This is a genomic window from Paenibacillus thalictri, from assembly GCF_004307995.1.
GTDB lineage: Bacteria > Bacillota > Bacilli > Paenibacillales > NBRC-103111 > Paenibacillus_AF > Paenibacillus_AF thalictri.
Genome location: NZ_SIRE01000015.1, coordinates 201,093 through 224,700, shown reverse-complemented (window position 1 = coordinate 224,700; position 23,608 = coordinate 201,093). Strand labels below are relative to the sequence as shown.

The window sequence follows — 23,608 nt, the reverse complement described above, 5'->3', positions numbered from 1 at the left end:
GAACGGGGTTTAAGGGCGTCGTTGGGGCTCATTCCGGCGAGGTGACCTCGGCTGGGCGACTTTTTCCGTTGCCTACGTCTAGTACTGTCCACACCAAATGTCTTGAGCGTTTGGAAAACATGCGCGGAGCCCGGCTTGCCGCCAGTTCAAATGCGAGGCGGTTTACCCGAACGGCCTCCATGCGGTGCGACATCTCGTTTTATTCGTATTCGAGAATATGAAGGTAAGCGTTTGATATGCGGCGCTTGGTCATCGATTAATCGTCGTCAGATTCGACGGAGCGCTGAACTAAGATGAATTTTCATCATTTTCTAAAAAAAGGGGGAGCGTGCGTGTACCATCGGGGACAACGAAGCATCCGACGGATCAATGGGGCTATTCAAAATTTGCGCATAGCAAGGCATGCGATACGACATCGAAAGAAGAAGCTTGCCGTTCGAAAACTGAAAAAATCGCAGTTTCTCATTGGCAAGTGTTTATCCGCATTCAAACATGGGGTAAAAATTCGCTTCAAGAGCGACAGAAGTATTCTTAAGCGGCCAATCGGACCGAGTCCGGGCAGTTTGATCGGCGGGGCGGGAGAAGCCTCCGGCGGGATTACCAACATTCCGGGTATTCTGGTAGGCCATGCAGAGGATGAAAGTAAGCGTACGGGCTGTACCGTCGTTTTATGCCCACAAGGTGCCGTTCCCGGTGTGGATGTGAGGGGAGGTTTTCCGGGAACGGAACAAACCGACGCTCTCCATCCCGGAACGGCGACGGAGTTAGTGCAGGCTGTGCTTCTCACGGGCGGCAGCAACTTCGGTCTGGCGGCAGCAGCGGGGGTCATGGACTGGCTCGCCGAAAGGGGATTCGGAGCTCAGACGGAAGGTGGGGTACTCCCTACCGTGCCCGCGGCAGTCATCTTTGATCTTATTTATGCCAAAGGCGCCAGCAGGCCTGATGCGGCCATGGGCTACGCTGCCAGCCAGACGGCAAATGCGGGGCCGGTAGCGGAGGGCAGCGTGGGTGCAGGTGCAGGTGCGACGGTCGGGAAAATCTACGGCAGGCCGATGAAGGGCGGCGTAGGAATGGCCTCCTGGCAAATTCCCGGAGGGCCTAGGGTAGCCGCGATTGCGGTCGTCAACGCCGTCGGGGACATCTGGGAACATGACCGGATCATTGCCGGAGCGCTGCAGCCGGACGACACTTTCGTCAACCAGACCCGGGCAATCTTAGAAGGAGAACCTCCGTCAGACAGCCGAAGCAGAAATACGACCATAGCTGTGGTGGCTACCACGGCTAAACTGACCAAGGCGGAGGCGAGCCGGGTGGCCACACTCGCTCACGACGGCATGGCCAGAGCCATTTCTCCTGTGCACACTCAAGCCGACGGCGATACGATTTTTTGTCTGGCTACGGGTACCGACACCAGCGGATTGGTCGGAAATAATGCCGTAACCGCGGTGGGGACCGTTGCGGCGGTTGTTTTGGAACAGGCTATTATTCAGGGAGTCAAGACTGCTAAGTAGTAACCAGGCGCAGCGGTGAGAATCCAATTACAGGCGAAACTAGTTTAGAGCATATTCAGTGCGCTCTTCTGACGTCCTTAGAGCAACCCGATGGATTTTGTACCGAACTGGATGTTGATATAGATCAATCTGGGAAGCTCGAACAACCATTTGTTATGAAAGGTTAAAACGATAATGACCAGTTTAAGAAGACTTTCATTAACTTGTCCGATCCCGTTAGAAACAAGCAACTCTTCCTAACATAATGCATTACCTGTCGCAGCATGTAACGATTCAAACTAGAAAAAAGAGGTTGCCATAAACATTCCCTATGTGTTGTTAGCTTCGGATATGGGTTTGACTCTCCTTTTCTCCATAAAGTGTGAACGGCACCGATTATAATGTCGGTGCCATTTTTGCCATTACAGTGGGACAAAATAACTTTGATTTATGCAGCGAGTGCACTATTTAAAAGACGAGTCTATCTTCTTTGGAGGCGACGAAGGAGATGAACTCTATCTAGCTAAATCTGGAGTTGTTTAAATTTATTAAAATATCCAAATTAAGGGATTAACTAAAACGTACTAAATAATGATATTCCAATATTTGGATAACATAACATACTGTATAATTCAACGAAATCTTTTCCCTAAAACTATTGTATTATTAAAGGGAAGGACTATTGTGAAGGGAGTGGCGTATTATGGGCATTTTATCGAGACTAAGGGATATTATGAGGGTCAATGTCAACTCATTGCTGGAGCGGAACGATGATCCGGATAAGACGATTGATGAATATATGCGGACTATGAATAGCGATCTGGGGCAGGTAAAAGCCGAAACGGCTTCCGTGCTTGCAGATGAACGAAGAGCGAAGGCGCAGCTTGATGAGTGCAATGCCGAGATCAAGAAGCTGCAGCGATATGCGGAGAAATCGGTGGAAGCGGGCAATGAGGATGATGCTTTGAAGTTCTTGGATAAGAAAACAAAGTTAAACGAGAAGTTAACCGAGCTACAGGCGGCATATGATCTTGCTTCCACCCATGCTGCAAACATGAAACAAATGCAGGATAAGCTGATGTCGGATCTCGGACAGCTGGAGACTCGGCGGCAAGAGCTTAAAGGGAAACTGGCCGCTGCGAAGCTGCAGCAAGAGATGAATTCGGGTGGAGGGGTTCAGGCATCCTTTCGAGAGATGGAGGAAAGGGCCAATCAAGCGTTAAATGAAGCGGAGGCTCTGGCTGAATTGAGGGCCGGAACAAAAGAAGATGATCTGGACAGCTTGTTTGCACAACTGGAGAAAAAATCGGATGCACAGGCAAATACGGCGAGTTCTCTCAGTCCAGAGGATGAGCTGGCTGCAATCCGCGCAAAAATGAAAAAGGAATAGCGGTGAGTCGATGAATGTTATTGAATATAAATGCCCGAACTGTGGCAGCGGCATGGTTTTTGACTCGGCAACGGGGATGTTATCGTGTCATAGCTGCGGAAGAAAGGACAATATCGAGCAGATCGCTGATCCTCTTGACGGGCAGCAAATAGATGCAACAGAGCAGGTTCATGAATATCACTGTACGAGCTGCGGAGCTGTTATTATGGCTGAAGCGGAAACGGCGGCGACGGTTTGCAGCTTTTGCGGCTCGGCTGTTGTTCTCGGCGATCGCTTGAGCGGCAAGCTGGCTCCGGGTCTGGTCATTCCTTTTTCTATCAGCAAAGAGGAAGCGGTGAAAGCTTTTCGAAAATGGTGCAAAAACGGTCTTCTTACACCAAGCGGATTTATGACCGCAGACCGCATTAAAAGTATGACAGGAATGTATGTCCCCTTCTGGTTATATGAATTGCACAACCAAGTAGAAGCAACCGGTCATGCCACGAGAGTGAGAATTTATTCGGACGGGGATTACCGGTACACGGAAACGCAGTATTTTGACGTCTACCGTAAGCTTCAATTGAATTATTTGCGGGTGCCTATTGATTCGTCGGAGAAGATGAATGATACGCTGATGGATAAGCTGGAACCTTTTCCTTATGATCAGCTGAAGCATTTTAAAACGCCTTATCTGGCAGGTTACGTTGCGGAGAAATACAGTTATACAGATACGGAGATGCTGCCGCGGGCGAAAAATAAGATCAGGGAGTATATTGAATCTGCCATTTCGTCAACGGTGTCGGAATACTCCACTGCTACTTTTACAAATAAGAACATTGATACAAAAGTAAAAAACGTAGATTATTGTTTGCTTCCGGTATGGGTGGTTCATTATGATTATAATAAACTGGAGTATACGTTTGCCATGAACGGTCAGACGGGCAAGGTCGTCGGTAAACCTCCGATCAGCAAGACGAAGGTCGCAGCTTGGTTTGCCGGTATTTCCGGGGTATCCTTCCTATCATTAAAATTAATCTCATGGATGATGGGGGGAGGGTTCTTTTGAGAAGGCGCGGCGCGTTTCTGGCGGTTCTGTTCTTTTTTGTGGTCTATTTGGCCGTTCCTGTTCAAATCATGGCAGCAGCGTTAGAAGAGAAAACGTTGATTTATGATGATGCGAAGCTTCTTACTCCTGAAGAGCTTCGTGAGCTCAATACGATGGCTAATCAATACGGCGCCAAAAGGGAAACCGATATCATCATCGTTACCTCTACTAATGCCAAAAATGTGGATGTTCAAAAGATGACGGAAGATTTTTATGACGAGCATGGACCCGGGTTCGACAAACCTCATGGCAATGCAGTCATTTTGACACTGGATATGAGAAACCGCGACATCTATTTGGCTGGGTTTTATAAGGCTAAGCAGTACCTGGACGATAGCAGGCTTGATCAAATACGGAGCAAGATTACATCTGATCTATCCAGCGGCAATTATAAGATGGCATTCGAAAAATATATTAAAACTTCCTATAAATATATGGGATTCAAGCCGGGAGTTAATCCGGAGAACATTTTATTTAATATCTGGGTTCAATTGGGAGGGGCCTTGGCTATCGGAGGTATTGTAGTGGGGATGATGGTTTACCGCTCCGGCGGGCGCGTCACCGTAAATCGGCAAACCTATGAGGATGCAAGCCATTCGGGAATTCTAGACCGGAAGGATCAGTACCTGCGAACAACAGTCACGAAGCAAAAAATTGAGAAAAACTCTGGCGGTAGATCGGGAGGCGGCGGTGGTGGCGGCATCACTGGAGGCGGCCATTCGCATAGCGGCAGTAGGGGCAAATTTTAATCGTTGTTGAGTATTCAACTAAGGAGAGGGGTATTCATATGGGATTTTTCTCAAATCAATTTTCGAATGTTGTGGAATGGGAAGAGTTTCGAGATGATATGATCTTTTGGAAGTGGGGCAATCGGGAGATCAAGAAAGGCAGTAAGCTAATTATTCGCCCGGGTCAAGATGCCATTTTCGTAAATAACGGCAAGATCGAAGGGATCTTTCAGGATGACGGGGAATATCATATCGATTCACAGATCATTCCATTCCTATCGACTTTAAAAGGGTTTAAGTTCGGCTTCAACAGCGGTATGAGGGTGGAAGTTTTATTTGTGAATACGAAGGAGTTTACCGTCAAATGGGGGACGCAGAATCCTGTTCTGATCCCAACTCCGCAGCTTCCAGGCGGCATGCCGATACGCGCAAACGGAACCTTCAATTTTAAAGTGAATGATTATGTGAGACTGATCGATAAAATTGCCGGGGTGAAAGACAGCTATCTTGTTGAGGATATTAAAATCCGTATCACTTCTGTGTTGGATCAACTGTTAATGAAGTGGATCAGCAGAGAAGGGAAGGATATGTTCAATCTCCAGGCAAATGCATCCGATATTGCCAGAGGTATTCGTGAGGATCTGGATATGGAATTATTGGATAATGGATTGACGATTACGGGTTTTCAAGTGATGAGCTTTAATTATCCTCAAGAAATTCAGGACATGATCACGAAGACGGCTTCTCATGAAATGATCGGTAACTTGCAGAAATACCAGCAGGTAAGTATGACCGACGCGATGGCTTCTGGTAAATTGCATGGCGGTGGAGCGGCTTCGGATATGGCGGGTATGATGATGGGCATGAACATGGCAAATGAAATGATGAAAAATATGAACCAGAACCAGAGCCATAATCAGAACCAGGCTCCCACGCCTGCGCCTTCTTCTCAAGGGGGAAGTAAACCAAACTTCTGTCCTAACTGTGGTACGAAAAACGAAGGGGCTAACTTCTGCCCGAATTGCGGGCAAAAGCTCGGTTAATCCGCGTCGATAAGTGAGTATGTTCGAAGGTCCTAGCCCATACATTACTGGCTAAGCATTTGTACTATAATGAAAAGCAGTAGAAAGTTTTATTTTCCGAAGGTACCGGGATGCGATGGTAAGAGGTCGTGTACTCTAAGCATTTTGATTTTGTAAAGGTAGGATCGGATCTGCTGGATTGGTGATTGACTTTATAGAATTGCCAGTGGCAGCAAGCGAATGAGTCAAGTTACCCCCCGAACAACCTCAACATCACGCGACGGCGATTGTGGGTTTGCCAAGCCACGTTTCGTCTTCCTGAATAGGAGAGACACCCTTCGGAATGTCTTTTGTTTATGATGGTGAAAGGCAGGAGGAGAACCCCTGGAGGGTTTAGTCCGCGCGGACTGGAGCGTGAGCGGAGGGAGCACGGTATTGAAATGTACCGCTAAGGTAGTCATCGGTGATTAGTCTACGTTAGTAAGTTAAGCCAGATGATCATTCCAATACTCTCTCACCTCCATATATACGATTAGAAACGGACGCCGATTGGTGTCCGTTTTTGCCCATTCGTACTCAAAGAAGTGGCTAGTGGCACATTCTTGGAATGGAGGAAATAGTAGTTTACACTGCCGTACGGCGGCTGTCTAGTGACTCAACAAGAAGAGAAATTCCGGTAGTTGGCATGTTACACTCTATCGTTGGTGGCACGTGATGTGCGATTATTCAAATGAATTATTCTATTAAGGGATAATGTTCCAATAAAAAAATCTTATAAGCATAAAAGCAATAATGAATGCAAACGCTCCTTAGGATTGAGCCCCGATAGCTTGGCGCAAAGGCAGTACCAAAGGGCATATTTGAGCAAATAAGGTTGGGCTACCCCTCTCATTCGTTGATAGGCGTCTGCAAATTGCTGATTGAGCTCTGTCACATGGCGGCTATGATGCAACAGGCGGTCTGCGGAAGATGTTTGCAGGGTATTGATTGGCGTACCTGCAAGTTCCACGGACATTTTCCCCTTAATGAGTTGGTTCTTGGGCTTGATTGCACCTTCAGATAGGTAGGTTAGATAGAATTGCTTTTGGCGATTGCACTGGAACTGAAGAACTTGCGTATTGGACGGGATGTCAAGATGGCGAGGCAGGCCTTTCCGAGATGGCTTGAATTCACTGGTCGAGGATTCAATAATTTCCTCATTAGATAAGATCTCAATAAAGGTCTCTTTATTCTTTTCTATGTAACGAAGTATGGCGTGACGCCAGGTATGGGCAGTTGTCGGGGATATGCCGAGATCGGTCGCCGTTTTCCGAATCGATATGCCGTTAAGCATCATTTCGAGGAATGGGTAGAGATGGTTACGGAGCTTTTTGTTATGAAAAATGGTATCGGTATGGTCGTTGAAATGGCGTTCGCATTTTTTGCAGTGGAAGCGATGGCGGGTTTTACCACGATTTGCGTAGCCATACAGAATAACGTGGCCGTGCTGCTGGCAACCAGGACAGATGATGTGAGATGGGTTCTTCCGATCTCTAATTTGTGTTAAATGAAGTTGAAACTTTTGCTCAAATTCGTTGATGATATGTTTTTTCCTGTCTCCTGTAGACTTCATTAGCATTTTCATAAGTGTATCTAGTGTACTGCTTTCGTTCATTCCGGATTCCTCCATCTTCAATGGTAGCTTATCCTCACATTAGCGTATCCACTCAGCCTTGGCAACGACAAACTGTAACATAGTGATGCTGTCATTTGACTTCCATTCGTCCCTGCTTGTAAATAGATGGAAGCCGGAATTAAGATAGATTTATGAATCTTGACGGGGAAGGAGGCCTAGTTTATGAAAATGAAAGGAGCGGGATTGTCCGTACAGTCGCTGCGAGGAGTACCTAAACTAAAGTAAATGAATACGGATAATGTTGTGCAAGATCGGGCAATTATGCAGTTTTTTTATCAGGAGTATAAGGGGTTGAGGTATTGGTTGAAGCGGAAGATGTGTTTGGAGCGCTCGTTAGTCGGATGGAAAAACCTTACTGAATGCCACGATGGCGGGTGTTCCTAAATGCTGTAGGAGGATTTAAAAGCTACCTCATAACTAACTGTGAAAGGTAGCTTTTAAATCAAATTGCAAATAAAATAGTTTCAATTTAGAAATAAATATCTGAAAATTCAATCTAAATAGAATGCTTATCCCTATTACTTAATCTCATGAGAGGAGTGAACGCTATTTTAAAAATTAAGGATTCTGAGTTAGATGAAGTCGCTGATATGGTTGTGCGGTACTCAAAACAGATAGAGAATGAGGTGCGTAAACTTAGTAATCAATGGGGGATCCCTAGAGATTTAAAAGAAGATTTGATTCAACAAGGATATATTGGGCTGCTTGAGGCACATAAACGTTTTGACAGCAGCAAGAATACTCACGGTTTTTGGAGTTATGCTTGCCATACCGTTAAGGGGAGAATGAAAGATTTTATGATATACAGTATAAGCCATATTCGTCCAACTAGAGAATTAAACTCAATTATTTCGAAAATTCATAAAGAAAGTATGATGCATCATTCCCCCGAATACATTGCTAACTATTTTAACTGCACACTGGAAATGGCTGACCTAGGGCTAGAATATATCAGAATCCGTAACGTAAAATCCCTCAATCAGTCTCTATCAAATGTCGATTCTAGCGAGGATTTAGAACTTGTTGATTTAATTGGAGCAGAGGAAAATCGTGATTATTTATTTCGTGTAGAGGTTGTGGGGGAATTATCCGTAATTGAACAAGGTGTCATTAAAATGTTATTGGATCGTTTCAGTGTAAGGGATATTATTAGGCACTTCAAAATATCAAATCACACATTAAATGACATTCTGAAGAAGATCGCAAATTGCTGTGGCTATGATTGTAGTCATATATTGACTAGAAATGAGGGATGGTTAATGAATTTAAATCACTTTGATTTGGCTGATGGTGAAGAAAAAGAGAGAGCACAGCTGAGATGGGTACCTTTGGAGAAGGTACTACCCAACCCGGAGAATCCAAGAATAGATGCGGCTGTAAAATCAGAACACTTACAAGATCGTATAGAGTCATTTGGCTGGGATGAACCTATTACTTGTTACGAATGGGGAAATAATTTTAGAATCATCTCAGGTCATAGGAGATGGCATGCAGCGAACGAATTAAAACTTGAAAAGATTCCAATATTCCTTGTTGCGGCCCCTAAAAGTAGAGGAGAGGAATTAGAACGTATTAGCTCCGTACAGGGTGGACAGGTGGAGTGGAGTCCGTTTGACCAGATTAAATATACCTATGACAGATGGATCGCCTCAGGGAGAAACTCGTTTGAGAGCCTGGGGAGTGAACTGGGTATTTCAAAAGGATTGGCTAGATCCAGAATTCGAGTTTATGAATACTATCCTCCTGGCGAGATTCAAGATAAGCTTAATAATCGAATGTATAGTGTAAGGATGCTCGAATATATTTATACTTGGATCAAGCGACTTGCTAAATATCATCCCAACTTGGTGGAGGCATTAGGCGGCGAACACTATATAAGACGGTTAATGTTAAAGAAATATGAGGCAAGGTGCTTTAACAGTATGCTCGTGCACGATACCTTTGTGACAAAGGCAACTGTTCAAGTAATTCGAGACTTTCTAATAAATACTAATAAAAAGTTGAATGATTATCAAGTTAACGTAACGGATACTTTTTCTGTCGAGATTAATTCAGCAGCAATTGTTACTGAAATCAGAGATATTAAGGTTAAAACGAAAAGTGAAGCAAGAAAGCTTTTAGGAGAAGTGGATGAAGTGTTAGCGTGCATTGAACGAAAGAAAGCGGAGCTGGAAAGCCTTATATAAAAGGAGAGTGGTCTAGTTGGAGAATGTTAAGATGATTTGGGCGAGTATAAATGAGATAGAACCCAATCCTAATAACCCGAGGGGGAATATGGCTCTTAAGACAAAAGAGATGCAGCAGATTATTAAAAGCAAAGGCTGGGAAACAGGCATTACTTGCTATGAGAAAGACTCCAAATATATCATAATGTCAGGTCATCGGAGATACTATGCAGCGAAAAGATTAAAAATTAAAGAGCTGCCAGTTATTTTGGTAGAAGCTCCAAAAACACTCGAGGAAGAATTAAAACGTCTGTGGAGTGTGCAAGGAGGCAAAGAGGATTGGACCGACTACGAATGGGCCAAGCACACTTATGGAATGTGGATTGCTTGGGAAAAATGCTCTTTTGAGGTGCTTTCTAAAAAGATGGGGAAAAGTAACAGATGGGTTGCTGAAAGAATAAGGATCTTTGAATATTACCCTCACACTGAAATTGAAAAGGGATTCATCAGAGGGACCTTGAATGTAAAGGTGTTATATCAATTAATTGGGTGGTTGGACAAGTTATCCCATCATAAACCCAGCTTAGTTGCTCTTTTTGGTTCTGATATGATTAGAGCTACGTTGCTGCAAAAAATAGGAAGCAAAACAGTTCGTGTTGTAGACCTAAAAAATGAAAGATTTATTCGTGAATCTACGGAAGAACAAATAAAGACTTTTTTGCAGAACAGCAACACTAAGTTGTCGGATTGTTTAATGGGATTGGACGATGGCAATAGACCAAGTATTATAAAAAAAATTTCATCTCACCAAGCAACAATGAAAAATATTGCAGCTAGTATCAATCTCTTAAATACTGGTGCCATTAAAAATGCAAGAGAAACTTTAAATCAGATACTTCTTATTAGAGAGGAACTTTTAAAAAAACAAAAAGAACTGAGAGACGTTTTATAGCCGGGTAGGATGTTTTTAGCTAATACCATCAGGTTCATTATCCTCGTATGCTGCCTCTTATTTGTAAGCGATAAGAATATGGTAAAATGGATTTATACAATGCAGGAATTATGCTGCTTGGAGCGGAGTGAATAAATTGGACAACCATACTGATATGCTAATTTACCAGACCGAGGATGGAAATACTAAGATTGATGTCAAGTTAGAGAACGGTACAGTCTGGATGACGCAAAAAGCAATTGCGAAATTGTATCAGAAGGGTGTTAATACAATAAATGAACATATCAAAAGTATATATGAAGAAGGTGAAATGGACGAAGAAGCAACTATTCGGAAAAACCGAATAGTTCAAAACGAAGGGCAACGTCAAGTTGAACGAGAAGTATCTTTTTATAATCTTGAGATGATAATTTCCATCGGATACCGTGTTCGTTCTCACCGAGGTACACAGTTCAGACGCTGGGCGACAGAACGGTTGAATGAATACCTAGTTAAAGGCTTTACAATGGATGATGAGCGTCTGAAGGAAATGCGCAACTTTGGACAAGACTATTTTGATGAGCTTCTGCAAAGAATTCGTGAAATCCGCGCATCAGAGAAAAGATTTTATCGCAAAATTACGGATATTTATGCTACATCAGTTGATTATGATTCGCAAGCAGAATTGTCTAAAGAATTCTTCTCGACCGTTCAGAACAAACTTCATTTTGCTATTCATGGGCATACAGCGGCTGAATTAATTGCCGAACGAGCAGATGCTGAGAAGGATAATATGGGGTTAACCAGTTGGTAGGGTGAGAAGATTAGAAAGTCTGATGTCATGATTGCAAAAAACTACTTATCCGACAAGGAAATGCAGTCTATGAATCGCATTGTAACTATGTATTTAGATTATGCTGAGGACCAAGCAGAGCGACAAAATCCTATGTATATGAAGGACTGGATTGAAAAGTTGAATTCATTTTTAATATTTAATGAACGTGAAATCCTTACTAATGCAGGGAAAGTTTCGCAAGAAGTTGCTGAAAAATTGGCAATTACCCAATATGAAAAGTACAATAACAAACGGATTGATATACTTCAAAATCAAGACGATGATTTCACCAAGTTTATTAAAAGAAATCGGTTAAAATAAGTTCTATTTAACCTCTATAGATTTTCTTGGGAGGCTGCTTGGTTTAATATTGTTCATCTAGGAAGTTTTAAGAGAACCCGCCGCCGAATTGTGGACGGTTTGTCTCCACATGGCCACAACCACACGGTTGTGGATTTTTTTCATTTCCAAAAACTATATAGCAAGGAGCAAACGACACACGCTTGACACAAATAGGTGGTATAATTTGCATAGGAATCAGCCGTCTAGCTCGGCTGGACTTTCTGAATATGACTTCAAGAAAAGGCGAGAGAGAGCATGAAGCTGGCCTTGTTGACTTTACCGGCAGAACTGGCGGCATACCGCGAACAACTGCTGGCTTGTATAGATTCGGACAAAAGACGCCGTCTGCTCCGGTACCGGCATCAAGAAGACCGGGACCGCAGTATGCTGGCGGATATTTTCATCCGTTACACCGTGATGCGCGCCTTCGGGCTGCGCAATCGGGACATCGCGTTTCAAATTGGGGAATGGGGGAAGCCTGCGCTGCAGCTTCCCGTCCCTTTCCACTTCAACTGCTCGCATGCCGGCATTTATGTCGCCGCGGCCATTGCCGAGGAGCCGGTCGGCTGCGATATCGAAATTGTCGAGCGCGCCGACCTTGGCGTCGCCAGGCTCGTGTTCACCACCGATGAATGCCGCTCGCTGCTCGAGCGGGAGGGTTTCGAGAGGGACCGGGAGTTTTACCGGCTGTGGACGCGGAAGGAGAGCTATGTCAAGGCGACCGGCAAAGGGATCGGCGAGTCGCTGCCTTCCTACGGCGTGCTGGGAGATCGGGTGAGTGGCGATGAAGCTTGGGCGGTCCGATCGTATAACGTCGAGCCGGACGTTCAAATCGCCGTTTGCTGCGCATCGCGTAATTTTCCGGAGCGGGTGGAGAAGGTCGACACATTGCCGATGCTGCGCGCTTTCCTGCAGCTTGTCGCCAAGGAAGGCTGAGACATAACGATGAAGGATCGCTAATCGAAGAGGGGAAATGAAAAGTGGCGAATTGGAGCAAGCTTTCCGAGCATCCATTTTATTTGTATAAGGACTTTCGTAAATTGTATGTGGGCCGTTTCGTATCCGGGCTGGGGGATAAAGTGTTCCTGATCTCGCTCTCTTGGTGGCTCATCTCCTCAAACGCGGCCGGAGGCCAACTGCAGCTCGGCGTCATGATGGCGCTCACCTTTCTGCCGGTTGTGCTGTTCGGCCCGCTTCTCGGCCCCCTCGTCGACCGCTTCGATCGAAGACGATGCATGATAGTCGCGGACGCAATCCGCTGCTTACTGTTCCTGCTCCTCGGCTTCCTCTTCTATATCGGCTACACGCCGCTGCCGCTCGTGTTCGGCTGCTGCTTCCTGGCCGCCGCGCTGATCCCGCTGTTCGAAGCGGCCTCGAACAGCTCGCTGCTGCAGCTGACGAGCGAGCGCCACTTGGCTTCCGCGGCGGCTTTCGATTCATCCGTCATCGAGATTTCCAATATTGCCGGCGCGCTGTGCGTGTCCGTACTTGTCACGGTGCTCGGCCAATCCGGTATTTTCTTCTTCAATGCGCTCACCTTCGTGGTATCCCTGCTGTTCGTGGCCATGATTCGAACCCCGTTGCCTCCACAATCCGCCAGCATCGACGAGCCTGCACCTGAATCTTACCGAGATCAGTTCAAAAGTGGTTTTTCGTTTATTTGGGGGAACAAAGCGATCTTCAGCCTGCTCGGCCTGTTCTCGGCGCTGAATTTGTTTATTTCGCCGATCGTCATCTTCATCCCAATCGTCGTCAAAGAAGTGCTGAATCAGAGCATCTCCTGGGTGGCCGCTCTGGAGCTGGCGATGTCGATCGGGGCGCTGCTGGCGTTCGTTTCCTTCAGCTTCGTGAAGCGGTACAAACGCATTTATGGGCTGTATGTGACTGTACTGGCTGTGCTGTGCCTGGCGTTCATGGGACTCGGTGCCTTCCGTGGAATGGCGCCCCTGCTCCTCTGTGTGTTCCTGTTTGGGGCTTTACTCGCCGTCGTGAACGGAATGTCGATGATCCTGTTTCAACACGGCGTACCAGACGAGATGAAGGGCCGCTTCTTCGCGATCTTGAAGACGGTATGCTTCGCCGTCATTCCGTTCTCGCTGCTGCTGAACGGGTACTTGGCCAGCGTGTGGCCGATTACGGATATTATTTTGCTGAATGGAGCCGGGGGGCTCGTGCTTTCCTTGCTTGTTCTTTTTATTCCGCGAATTGCAGACGAGATTTGAATTTGGCGATGGAGGTACCAGCTAGATGAGTAACCGATTGAACGAAACGGCAACCAAATATCCGAGAGAGGCAACGATCCACGGGTTATTTGCTTCACAGATGGACGAATATGCGGCCCACACAGCCGTTATCGATAGAGGGCGTGCATTCACGTACAGCGAGTTGAACGACCGGGCCATGCAGATTGAACAAGAGCTTCGCAACCGGGCTTTGAAAAACGAGCAGCTAACCGGCGTGTTTCTCGATCGCTCGTTCGACTTTATCGCGAGTGAGCTTGCCGTCCTGAAGGCGGGAGGCGCCTACGTGCCGCTTGGTCCCGACCTGCCGGAAGGGCGGCTCCGGTCTCTGCTGCGGGACAGCGGCATAACCCTCGTGATTACGTCCGAGGAGTATCACAGCCGGCTTGCGGGTTACCTTGGCGAGATCATCGTGATCGACGATGGAAACATAGTCGGCTCAGCCCGGCAGCATCGGGTCGGAACGCCGGCGGGGATAGCGGCTGGCTTAGATTGGATACGAGTGGACGGTACGTCGGCCGAGAGCGGCCGTGGTGGAATCTCGTGCGGCCGAGAACTGCAGCGGGCGAACGAGCTCGCCGCAACCGACACTCAAGCATCACAAGCCGCGACGAGCCTAGCTTACGTCATGTTCACGTCCGGATCCACAGGCAAACCGAAGGGCGTCATGGTCGAGCATCGGGGCGTGATCCGGCTAGTGAAGCAGACGAATTACATCACGTTCGCGCCGGGAATGGACCGGATGTTGCAGACAGGGGCGCCGGGTTTTGACGCTTCGACGTTCGAGATTTGGGGGGCGCTGCTGAACGGCCTGACGCTTGTCCTCGAGCCCCAATCGACGATTCTCGATGCCGAGCAGTTGGAAGTTTGCCTGCTGCAGCGCGGCATTACGATTCTATGGCTGACCGCGCCGCTTTTTCACCAGCTTGCGCTGGAGCGTCCGAGCTTATTCGCTCCGCTTCACAGCCTCCTCGTCGGCGGCGATGTACTGCGGCCGGACTTGATTGCGCTCGTCAGGCGTCAGCATCCGCAGATGCGCGTGGTCAACGGATATGGGCCGACGGAGAACACGACGTTCTCTACATGTTATGTAATCGACCGCGACCATGAGGATGCGATTCCGATCGGGTATCCGATCAGCAACTCAACGGCCTACATTGTGGATGAAGCCGGGCAACAAGTGCCCGATGGCACGGCGGGCGAGCTGTGGGTCGGCGGGGACGGCGTGGCGCGCGGTTATTTGCATGAGCCGGAGCTGACCGCACAGAAATTTGCGGCCAGCCCGTTTTGCGAAGGCGAACGGCTTTACAAGACCGGCGACTTGGCGCGCAGGCGTCCGGATGGCGCGATTGAGTTTCTCGGCCGGGCGGATCATCAAGTCAAAATCCGCGGCTACCGTATCGAGATCGCCGAGATCGAGCAGCATCTGCTGCGCATTGCAGGCGTGAAGGAAGCGGTTGTCGTCGTTGAAGGAAACGGGGCGGATAAGGAGCTCCACGCCTATTACAGCACGGGCGCGGGTGCGGAGGAGACGCTGTCCGCGGATTCAGTTAAGCAGCATCTGCGGCGTATGCTGCCGGATTACATGCTGCCGAGCCGCCTCATCGCGCTGGACAAAATGCCGCTGAACACCAACGGCAAAATCGATCGCCAATCGCTGCCGGAAGCGGCTTCGAGCAGGACTGCGAGCGGGTCTGCAAGCGAGCCGGCAGATGAGCCTCAAGCAGCGGACGGTGGTGAGGAGAGCGAACGGGAGCGCCAACTGCTCACGCTCTGGCGCGAGGTTCTTCAGCGTGAGGATGTCGGCGTTCAAGATAGCTTCTTCGAATGCGGGGGCCACTCGATCAAGGCGATGATGCTTGTCGCGAAGGTGCGGCAGCTGCTGGGCGTGCCATTTTCGATCAAAAGCTTGTTCCAGAATCCCTCCGTCCACGCATCTGCGCGTCTGCTCGCCGCACAGTCGGAGCATCCGACTGACGGGCAGTTGCTGCCGCTTGAGCCGGTCGGGGACAAGGACGTCTACCCACTGTCGACCGCTCAGACGAGGCTGTTCCTCGAGCATCATCTGCATCAAGGCAGCACGGCGTACAACATACCCAGCATCTGGCAAATCGACGGTCCGCTTGATGTGGAGCGGCTCCGCCAAGCGTTCCGGGACGTTTTGGAGCGGCATGGCTCGCTTCGCACGTTCTTTTTTCTGCAGGATGGGGAGGGGAGGCAGCAAGTTCGCGAGCTGATGGAGCCGGTGCTCCCTATCGTAGGTGAGGATGAGGCGGCGTGCTTCGTCCGTCCGTTCCGCCTTGGTGAGGAGCCGGTCATTCGCGCGGTGCTGCTCCGTACGGGAGAGCAGTCGCACCGGCTGCTGCTGGACGTCCATCACATCGCCTGTGACGGTACTTCACTCGCCACGATCATGCACGACTTGGCGGCGCTGTATGCTGGGCGGCAGCTGTCCGCCCTTCGCCTCACCTACACAGACTATGCGGAGTGGGAGCGGCGTTACTTGGCATCGCCCGCCGCCTGCGCCGATGAATCCTACTGGATGGAGCAGTATCGCGAGCCGGTGACGCCGCTCCGCCTGCCTTATGACAAGTCGCGTACCGCTCAGCCAACGCGGGAAGCCGGGCGCTTTGCGTTCCAACTGGACGCCGTGCGGAGCGCGCAGCTCACGGCATGGTCGCACCGGCACGCGCGGACGCTTTTTGCCGGGTTATTCGCCCTTTATAACTTGCTGCTCCATCGTTGGACCGGACAGACTGATCTGGTCGTCGGTACCGTCACCGCCTCCCGTCACCACCCCGAGCTGCAGCCGAATGTAGGCATGTTTGTCAGCACACTGGCGGTACGAAGCCGGATGGAGCGCGACATGAGCCTCCAGGAATGGGTGCGCCGCATCGAGAGCCAGCTCATGGACGCGTATGAGCATGACCGCTATCCGTTCGAAGCGCTTGTCCGTCATGTACTGCAGGATCAGGAGCGGGAGGATTCCTCCTTGAATCCGCTGCTGCACACCGCGTTCGTCTGGCAAAACATCGGATCGCGAGCGCTAGTGCTTCCGGGGCTGACCGTCACCCCATTGCCGCTGCCGCCGCAGGACGCGATGTTTGAGCTGCTGTTGGAAGGGGAGGAGGTCGGAGGGGAGCTGTATTTTTGCTTCGACTATGCGAAGGCGCTGTTTACCCATGAGACGGTGGAAAAGCTGGCGGCGAACTTCGTCGCCCTCATAGAGTGGGCGCTGGCTGCCGAACCCGCCTGCCGGACCGGATCTTTGGCGCTTCCCTATGAAGCGGACCGGCTCGAGTGGGTGCGGCGCGTGAACGATACGGCGACCGCGTACCCCCGGGACAAGTGCATCCAAGAGCTGTTCGAGGAGCAGGCGTGGCTGTATCCGAACGACCCTGCGCTCATTTATGGGGACGAGGTCGTCACTTACCGGGCTCTCAACCGCAGGGCTGACGAGGTTGCCCGCCTGCTGCGGCAGCTGGGTGTAGGCACAGATCGGGTCGTTGGCGTCATGCTGCCGCGCTCGGTCGGATGCTTCGTAAGCATTCTCGCCATCCTTAAGGCCGGCGGCGCTTACTTGTCACTTGACCCCGAGCTGCCGGTGGAGAGGCTCCGCTATATGCTGGATGATTCTGCAGCAGTCCTTGTGATCTCGTCCACCCGGCACGCAGAACGTTTAAGCTCGTGGCACGGGCGGGTCGTACGCATGGAGGAGGTTGGCGGTGAGGAGGGGGTAAACCCAATACAGCCGCAACCGATCGATACGGCTTTGCAGCCGGTACCTTCCTCTGCCGCAAGCCCGACGAATCTGGCTTACGTGATGTATACATCCGGCTCGACCGGCTTACCCAAAGGCGTTATGATCGAGCACCAGGGCATCGTCCGGCTCGTCCGCAACACGAACCACATGACATTCGAACATGGACGCGACCGTGTGCTGCAGGCCGTTGCGCTCAACTTTGACGCGTCGAAGCTGGAAATATGGGGCGCGCTGCTGAACGGCTGCTCGCTAGTGCTGGCGGAGCAGGAGGAGCTGCTGGACGCCGAAAAGCTGAAGCGGGTGATCGAGCGGCACAGCATTACAATGATGGTCGCGGCAACTCCATTGTTCCACCATCTGGCCACGCAGCGGGCGGATGTCTTTGCTTCACTGCGTTGTTTGCTTGTCGGTGGTGACGTGATGGTGCCGCACATCGCGGCCGACGTGCTCCGCAGTTGCCCGGATCTCCAGTTGTTCAACGGGTACGGCCCGACGGAAAATACGACGATGTCCACGTGCCAGCTCGTGGAGCGGGAATACGAGCTGGCGGTTCCGATCGGTGCGCCGATCAGCAACTCGACGGCGTATATCGTGGACGAAGGCGGGCAACTGCTCGGCGTCGGTGAGACGGGCGAGCTGTGGGTCGGCGGCGATGGCGTGGCGCGCGGCTACCTGGGCAAGCCGGAGCTGACGGCGGAGCGGTTTCTTGACAGCCCGTTCCGGCCGGGCGAGCGCCTTTACAAGACGGGAGACTTGGCCCGGTGGCGTGAGGACGGCTCGATCGAGTTTTTCGGCCGACGGGATCATCAGGTGAAAATTAGAGGTTACCGCATCGAACTCATGGAGATCGAGCTGCGCCTGGTGCAGCATGAGGCGGTCCAGGAGGCGGTCGTGCTCGTGAGAGGGGAGGGCGAGAGCCGAATGCTCTGCGCCTATTTCACGGCAAGGCGGGATGTGCCGGGTGAGGAGCTGCAGGCGTATTTGCTAAAGTTTCTGCCGGGGTATATGGTGCCGCCGTTCTACGTCCAACTGCAGCAGATGCCTCTCTTAAGCAACGGCAAAGTCGACCGCGGCGCGCTTCCCGAGCCGGAGCAGGGCAGAGCGGAAGTGAATCTGCAGGCCGAAGGGCCACGTGATGAAACGGAACGGCAACTGCTGGAACTGTGGAACGAAGTGCTTGGAACAAACAGCGTGGCGATTGACGATAACTTTTTCGAAAGGGGCGGGCATTCCTTATCTGCGATGAAGCTGGTTGCGAGAGCGAACGATGCGTTCGGCGTCCAGCTGCCGATCCGCGCCGTGTTCGACGCGCCTACCGTTCGTCGTCTGGCCGAGGTCGTTCGCTCACAGAGCGCCTCCGCTCCCCGAATTGCCGAAGCGGCTGCGCAGACAGGGTACCCGCTCACCTATGCGCAGCGGCATATGTACATTGCGCAGCTGCAACAGCCGGATGCCTGCACATACAACATGCCGATGTTATGGCGCTACGACCCGTCTGTGGGCGGTGGCGCGATCGATCTGGCGAAGCTGAACGCCGCATTCAAGACGCTGACGCATCGGCATGCGGCGCTTCGCACTTCGTTCCACCTGCAGGACGGGGAGCCTGTTCAGCGCGTGCATGATCAGGTGGAACTGTCCGCTTCGGCGGAACAGCTTGCCAGCGCCGACGAACTGGCTTTCCGGCTGCCGGAGTGGGTGCGGCCGTTCGACCTTGAGCAGGCGCCGCTGCTGCAGGTGAAGCTGGTGCATGCGGGCGATGAAACGTATTTGTTCCTCGACATGCATCATATCGTCTCGGATGCGGTATCCGTGGACGTGATTTTGGAAGAATGGGCGGCGCTGTATGAAGGAGAGCTGTTGAAAACACCTCCGCGTCCATACGCGGATTATACCATGTGGCAAAAGGCGCAAACCGACAGCCCCGCGTTCCGCGAACAGGAGTCGTATTGGCTGTCGCAATTCGAGAGCCCGCTGCCCCCGCTGGAGCTGCCGCTGGATCAGCCTAGACCCGAGCGCTACAGCGACGAAGGAGCAAGGGAGACGGTCTCGCTGGATGTGGATACGTTGAGGAAGCTGCGGGCATTTGCCAGGGAGCATGCGGTTACTCCGTTTGCCCTCTGGATCAGCTTGTACGGCGTGTGGCTGTCCAAATATGCCGGGCAGGACGATATAGCGGTCGGCATCCCCGCCTCCGACCGGCAGTATGGCGAGTTTCAGGAGACCGTCGGCATGTTCGTGAGCACACTCGCCATCCGCAGCCGTCCGCATTCGGCTAAGCGCTTCCTCGCTTTTGCGAAGGAGACGCAAGAGGTGCTTCTACAAGGTCTGGCGCGTCAGTTGTATCCGTTCGAGGAGCTGGTGAAGCGGGTTGTACCGGTTCGCGAAGCGAACCGAAACCCGCTGTTTGATACGATGCTGGTCAGCGTGGACCGCCGGAACGGGGGCCGAACCGGCAAGGGGAGCTTGGTTCCGCAGCGGATTGCGCTGCATAAGGCGAAGTTCGATCTGCTCGTCGAAATCGAGGAGCAGGAGGAGGGCGCCGACATCCACTGGGAGTACAAAACATCGCTGTTTCACGACCGGACCGTCCGGACGATGGCCGAGACGTTCCTGCATGTCGTACGCACAGCTCTTGGCGACCCTGAACTCATGCTGGCGGAGATCGGGCTTGTCTCAGAGGAGAGGAAGGCGGAGCTGCTTGCCTTCAATCCGCTGCCGCAGTCCTACTACCGCGGGCAGACGGTGATCCAACTGCTGGAGCGGAGCTGCGTGCGGTTTGCGGCAAAGGATGCCGTCGTGCATGCCGGGCAGACGATCTCCTACATCGAGCTTCAGCAGCGCTCGAACCGGGTTGCCCGCGCGCTGGTCAAACGAGGGATCGGGCCGGGCAAGGTGGCGGCTTTCATCGGGGAACGGTCGCTTACGGCGATCGTCGCGATCATCGGCATTTTCAAAAGCGGAGCCGTCTACCTCCCCATCGACCGCACCGTACCTGTGCAGCGCATGACGCAAATCCTGCAGGACTCGGAGGCTGCGGCAGCGATCGTGCCGCCGGAGCTGCAGGCCGGTCTCGAGAGCACCATGGATGGCCAACTGTTGGAGCTTGAGGAACTGCTGCTGGAGCCGGATGCAAGCAGTGTCCCGTATGCCCGAAGCAGTGATGACCTCGCCTATATGATCTACACCTCCGGATCAACCGGGCGTCCGAAGGGGGTTATGATCGGCGAGCGGTCGTTCGCGAACGCGGTGGAGTGGCATCGCGAGTTTTACCGGATCGGGGAAGGCGACCACGGCACGCAGTACGCTTCGCTTGGATTTGATGCGTCGATTCTGGAAATTTTCCCGTATTTGATCGCAGGGGCGACGCTGCATATCGTACCGGAAACAATTCGCCTGGAGCTGGATCGGCTGAACGCCTATTATGAAGAACATGGCATCACGGTCAGCTTCCTGCCGACGCCAATCGCCGAAGCGTTCATGCGCCTGCACAACCGTTCTCTGCGTTTGCTGCTGACGGCGGGCGATAAGCTGAATGCGTTCAGCCCGCAGCGGTACGAGGTGTACAACAATTATGGCCCGACGGAAAATACAGTGGTCGCCGCCTGCCATCTCGTCACGGCGAACGAGCCAAACATCCCGATCGGCCATCCGGTGTCGAACAGCCTGCTGTATGTTATGGATTCGCACGGCCAATTGCGGCCGATCGGGCTCCCCGGCGAATTGTGCATTGCAGGCGTTGGTCTTGCTCTCGGGTATTGGAAGCTTCCGGAGGTGACGGCGAAACATTTTGTGCCGCATCCGCTGGATCCGTCCGCGAAGCTGTACCGGACCGGGGACGTGGCTCGGTGGAGAGCCGACGGGACGCTGGAGTTCCTGGGACGAATGGACGATCAGGTGAAAATCCGCGGCAACCGCGTCGAGCTTGGCGAGGTGGAGCAGATCGTTAGCGAGTACCCCGGCATTAGTCAGGCTGTCGTCATCGCGGTTCGGAATGCGCGAGGCGAGCAGGAGTTGTGCGCCTTTTACGTCACCGACACCGAGCTGTCCCGCGAGGTGTGGCGGGTCTACTGCTCGGCCCGGCTGCCGGGCTACATGATTCCGTCCCGGTTCCAGCACGTGACGTCGATTCCGCTCACCACGAATGGCAAAATCGACCGGAAGCGGCTCCTGTACCTACTGCCCGAGCTTCCCGATGTCGTTCAGGAGGAGGGAGAGGGCACCGCGGCAGGAACGAGGGATGAGTGGGAAGCGCTGATTATGGAGGCGTTCAGGGAGGTGCTGGGCGGGCCGGTCGGCCTGCACGATAACTTCTTCGAGTTCGGCGGGGATTCGATGAAGGCGATCCGTGTCATCGCCCGCCTGGCGCAGCAGCTCGAGCTCAGCGTGAACGACTTGTTCGAGCGGCAGACCGTCGCCGGCCTGCGGGCAAAGCTGCAAGAGAAGGCGGGGGAGGAGCGGGAGCAAGCAGCTGCGCAGGCAGCGCCTGTCCGCTTGTCCGAGCTGAAGCGGGAGCTGCGCACGTATAGGCAGCGCGTCATTGCCGAAACCGCTGCTGCGGCTGCCGCATATGCGGGTGCGGAGGTATGTACGACAGTCGATGCGGGTGCGAGTGGTGCAGACGTGGGCCCGGACGCCTTCGCCCGCCGCAGTGCGTTGGCAGATGGCAGTGCGGATCGGTGGGCTAGCGAACATGTAGATCATCATATGGGGGCGGGTGCTGGGGAAGTCGTAGGCACGGGCAAGGAAGCAAGCATGACGGCTGACCCGGATAGGGGCGCGGGCGATGCTGCTGATGTTTCCCGCTTTGTAGGCATGTATCGGGAGGTGCTGCTGACTGGCGGTACCGGCTACATAGGCATGCATATTCTGCATGAGCTGCTGCAGGAGACGGATTGCCGTCTTCATTTGCTCGTCCGTGCTTCTAGCAAGGAAGCCGCGGCGGGAATCATCGGCGAGCTGTGGGCGTTTTACTTCGAGACGCCGTTTGCAAGCGTTCAGGAACGGGTGAGGTTCTATGCAGGCGATATGACGCTGGAGCGCCTTGGCTTAAGCGAGGACGTCTATGGCGAACTCGAAGACTGCATCGACTGCATCATTCACAGCGCGGCCTATACGAAGCATTACGGATTTGCTCGGGACTTTGAGCGGAGCAACGTGACGGGTACCGTAAACATGATTCGGCTGGCGGCGGAAGGTCGAGCGAAGCATCTATACTACTTGTCGACTTTAAGCGTTGCCCTTGGCACTACTCCGGAACGCAGCGGACACATCTTCTCGGAATATACGGTGGCGGACGGGCGGGCGTCGGACAATTACTACGTCCAATCTAAGTTGGAGGCGGAAAAGCGAATATGGGCGCACCATCAGGAAGGTCACGGCGCGACGATCATCCGCCTCGGGAATATCGTGTTTCATTCCGAAACCGGCAAGTTTCAGCGAAACATCGAGGACAACGCTTTCTACCGCCTCATCCGCGGGCTAATCCATTTGCGCCGGATGCCTGATCTGCCGGCGCGTAGCTTAGACTTTTCCTTCGTCGACTGCGCCAGCCGCGCCGTCGCGAGAATCGTCGCTGCCGGGGTGCCCGATGCGGTCATTCATGTGGCGCATCCGCATCCGATCAGCTACCGCCGGCTTGCCCGGCTTCTCAACGAGGCGGCGCAGCTCGAGGGAGACATTCAACTGCAGGCGGTCCAAGAGATACTGCGGGAGATAGCGGCCGCCTCTGCCGGGCAGGTGAAATCTGCCTCGCAACACAGCCAAGGGCTGGAACAAGTCAGGTTGGAGCTGGAGGGTGAAACTTCCAGCCAATCGTCACCCCTACTTCTGTGCTCGACGAAGTCGATGCTCCTGCTGCGCCGCCTGAACGTGGAGTGGCCGCTTGTCCAGCGTGAGCATATCGAACGCATGCTGGAGCACTGCCGGCAGGTCGGCTTCTTGTAG

The 23,608-nt window shown here is 52.0% G+C and carries 11 protein-coding genes and 1 pseudogene; 11 read left to right on the top strand and 1 reads right to left on the bottom strand.

Annotated features, from left to right (window positions below):
* The first annotated feature begins 386 nt into the window (after positions 1-386).
* The 5 genes from EYB31_RS21540 to EYB31_RS21520 all read left to right on the top strand — a co-directional run bounded on the left by EYB31_RS21540 (position 387) and on the right by EYB31_RS21520 (position 5,735).
* The gene (locus EYB31_RS21540; RefSeq protein WP_240762693.1) at positions 387-1,511 is read left to right on the top strand and encodes a P1 family peptidase; all 1,125 of its coding nucleotides are present in this window, start codon (positions 387-389) and stop codon (positions 1,509-1,511) included.
* 682 nt (positions 1,512-2,193) lie between these two features.
* Entirely contained in the window at positions 2,194-2,880 is a 687-nt protein-coding gene (locus EYB31_RS21535; protein WP_131015467.1) for a PspA/IM30 family protein, read from the top strand.
* A 10-nt stretch (positions 2,881-2,890) separates the two neighbouring features.
* The gene (locus EYB31_RS21530; RefSeq protein ID WP_131015466.1) at positions 2,891-3,925 is read left to right on the top strand and encodes a TFIIB-type zinc ribbon-containing protein; all 1,035 of its coding nucleotides are present in this window, start codon (positions 2,891-2,893) and stop codon (positions 3,923-3,925) included.
* Positions 3,922-4,713: a TPM domain-containing protein gene (locus EYB31_RS21525; RefSeq protein ID WP_131015465.1), complete on the top strand. Its 792-nt coding sequence runs from the start codon at positions 3,922-3,924 to the stop codon at positions 4,711-4,713. The genes EYB31_RS21530 and EYB31_RS21525 overlap by 4 nt, the downstream gene beginning before the upstream one ends.
* Positions 4,714-4,751: 38 nt before the next feature.
* A complete protein-coding gene (locus EYB31_RS21520; protein ID WP_131015464.1) occupies positions 4,752-5,735 on the top strand; it encodes an SPFH domain-containing protein in 984 nt (327 codons plus the stop codon).
* A 751-nt stretch (positions 5,736-6,486) separates the two neighbouring features.
* Here EYB31_RS21520 and EYB31_RS21515 read toward each other — a convergent pair.
* Positions 6,487-7,368, bottom strand: coding sequence for an IS1 family transposase (locus EYB31_RS21515; protein WP_131015463.1), 882 nt, complete (start codon positions 7,366-7,368; stop codon positions 6,487-6,489).
* 551 nt (positions 7,369-7,919) lie between these two features.
* Between EYB31_RS21515 and EYB31_RS21510 the strand changes: the two genes are divergently transcribed.
* The 6 genes and pseudogenes from EYB31_RS21510 to EYB31_RS21485 all read left to right on the top strand — a co-directional run bounded on the left by EYB31_RS21510 (position 7,920) and on the right by EYB31_RS21485 (position 23,608).
* Positions 7,920-9,575 carry a ParB N-terminal domain-containing protein gene (locus tag EYB31_RS21510; protein WP_131015462.1) on the top strand — a complete coding sequence of 552 codons (1,656 nt, stop codon included), beginning with the start codon at positions 7,920-7,922 and terminating at the stop codon, positions 9,573-9,575.
* 16 nt (positions 9,576-9,591) lie between these two features.
* Positions 9,592-10,506, top strand: coding sequence for a ParB/RepB/Spo0J family partition protein (locus tag EYB31_RS21505; protein WP_131015461.1), 915 nt, complete (start codon positions 9,592-9,594; stop codon positions 10,504-10,506).
* 154 nt (positions 10,507-10,660) lie between these two features.
* A pseudogene (locus EYB31_RS21500) lies at positions 10,661-11,641 on the top strand (virulence RhuM family protein).
* 276 nt (positions 11,642-11,917) lie between these two features.
* Positions 11,918-12,598, top strand: coding sequence for a 4'-phosphopantetheinyl transferase family protein (locus EYB31_RS21495; RefSeq protein WP_131015460.1), 681 nt, complete (start codon positions 11,918-11,920; stop codon positions 12,596-12,598).
* A gap of 44 nt (positions 12,599-12,642) precedes the next feature.
* Positions 12,643-13,884 carry an MFS transporter gene (locus EYB31_RS21490; RefSeq protein ID WP_131015459.1) on the top strand — a complete coding sequence of 414 codons (1,242 nt, stop codon included), beginning with the start codon at positions 12,643-12,645 and terminating at the stop codon, positions 13,882-13,884.
* 25 nt (positions 13,885-13,909) lie between these two features.
* Positions 13,910-23,608 (top strand): non-ribosomal peptide synthetase, encoded by a 9,699-nt coding sequence (locus EYB31_RS21485; protein ID WP_131015458.1) that lies wholly within the window; start codon positions 13,910-13,912, stop codon positions 23,606-23,608.

Bases quoted from the DNA above. Each gene is read 5' to 3' on its own strand.
- EYB31_RS21495 (WP_131015460.1), top strand. From the start codon at position 11,918: ATGAAGCTGGCCTTGTTGACTTTACCGGCAGAACTGGCGGCATACCGC.
- EYB31_RS21515 (WP_131015463.1), bottom strand. From the start codon at position 7,368: ATGAACGAAAGCAGTACACTAGATACACTTATGAAAATGCTAATGAAG.
- EYB31_RS21485 (WP_131015458.1), top strand. From the start codon at position 13,910: ATGAGTAACCGATTGAACGAAACGGCAACCAAATATCCGAGAGAGGCA.
- EYB31_RS21510 (WP_131015462.1), top strand. From the start codon at position 7,920: ATGAGAGGAGTGAACGCTATTTTAAAAATTAAGGATTCTGAGTTAGAT.
- EYB31_RS21530 (WP_131015466.1), top strand. From the start codon at position 2,891: ATGAATGTTATTGAATATAAATGCCCGAACTGTGGCAGCGGCATGGTT.
- EYB31_RS21535 (WP_131015467.1), top strand. From the start codon at position 2,194: ATGGGCATTTTATCGAGACTAAGGGATATTATGAGGGTCAATGTCAAC.
- EYB31_RS21520 (WP_131015464.1), top strand. From the start codon at position 4,752: ATGGGATTTTTCTCAAATCAATTTTCGAATGTTGTGGAATGGGAAGAG.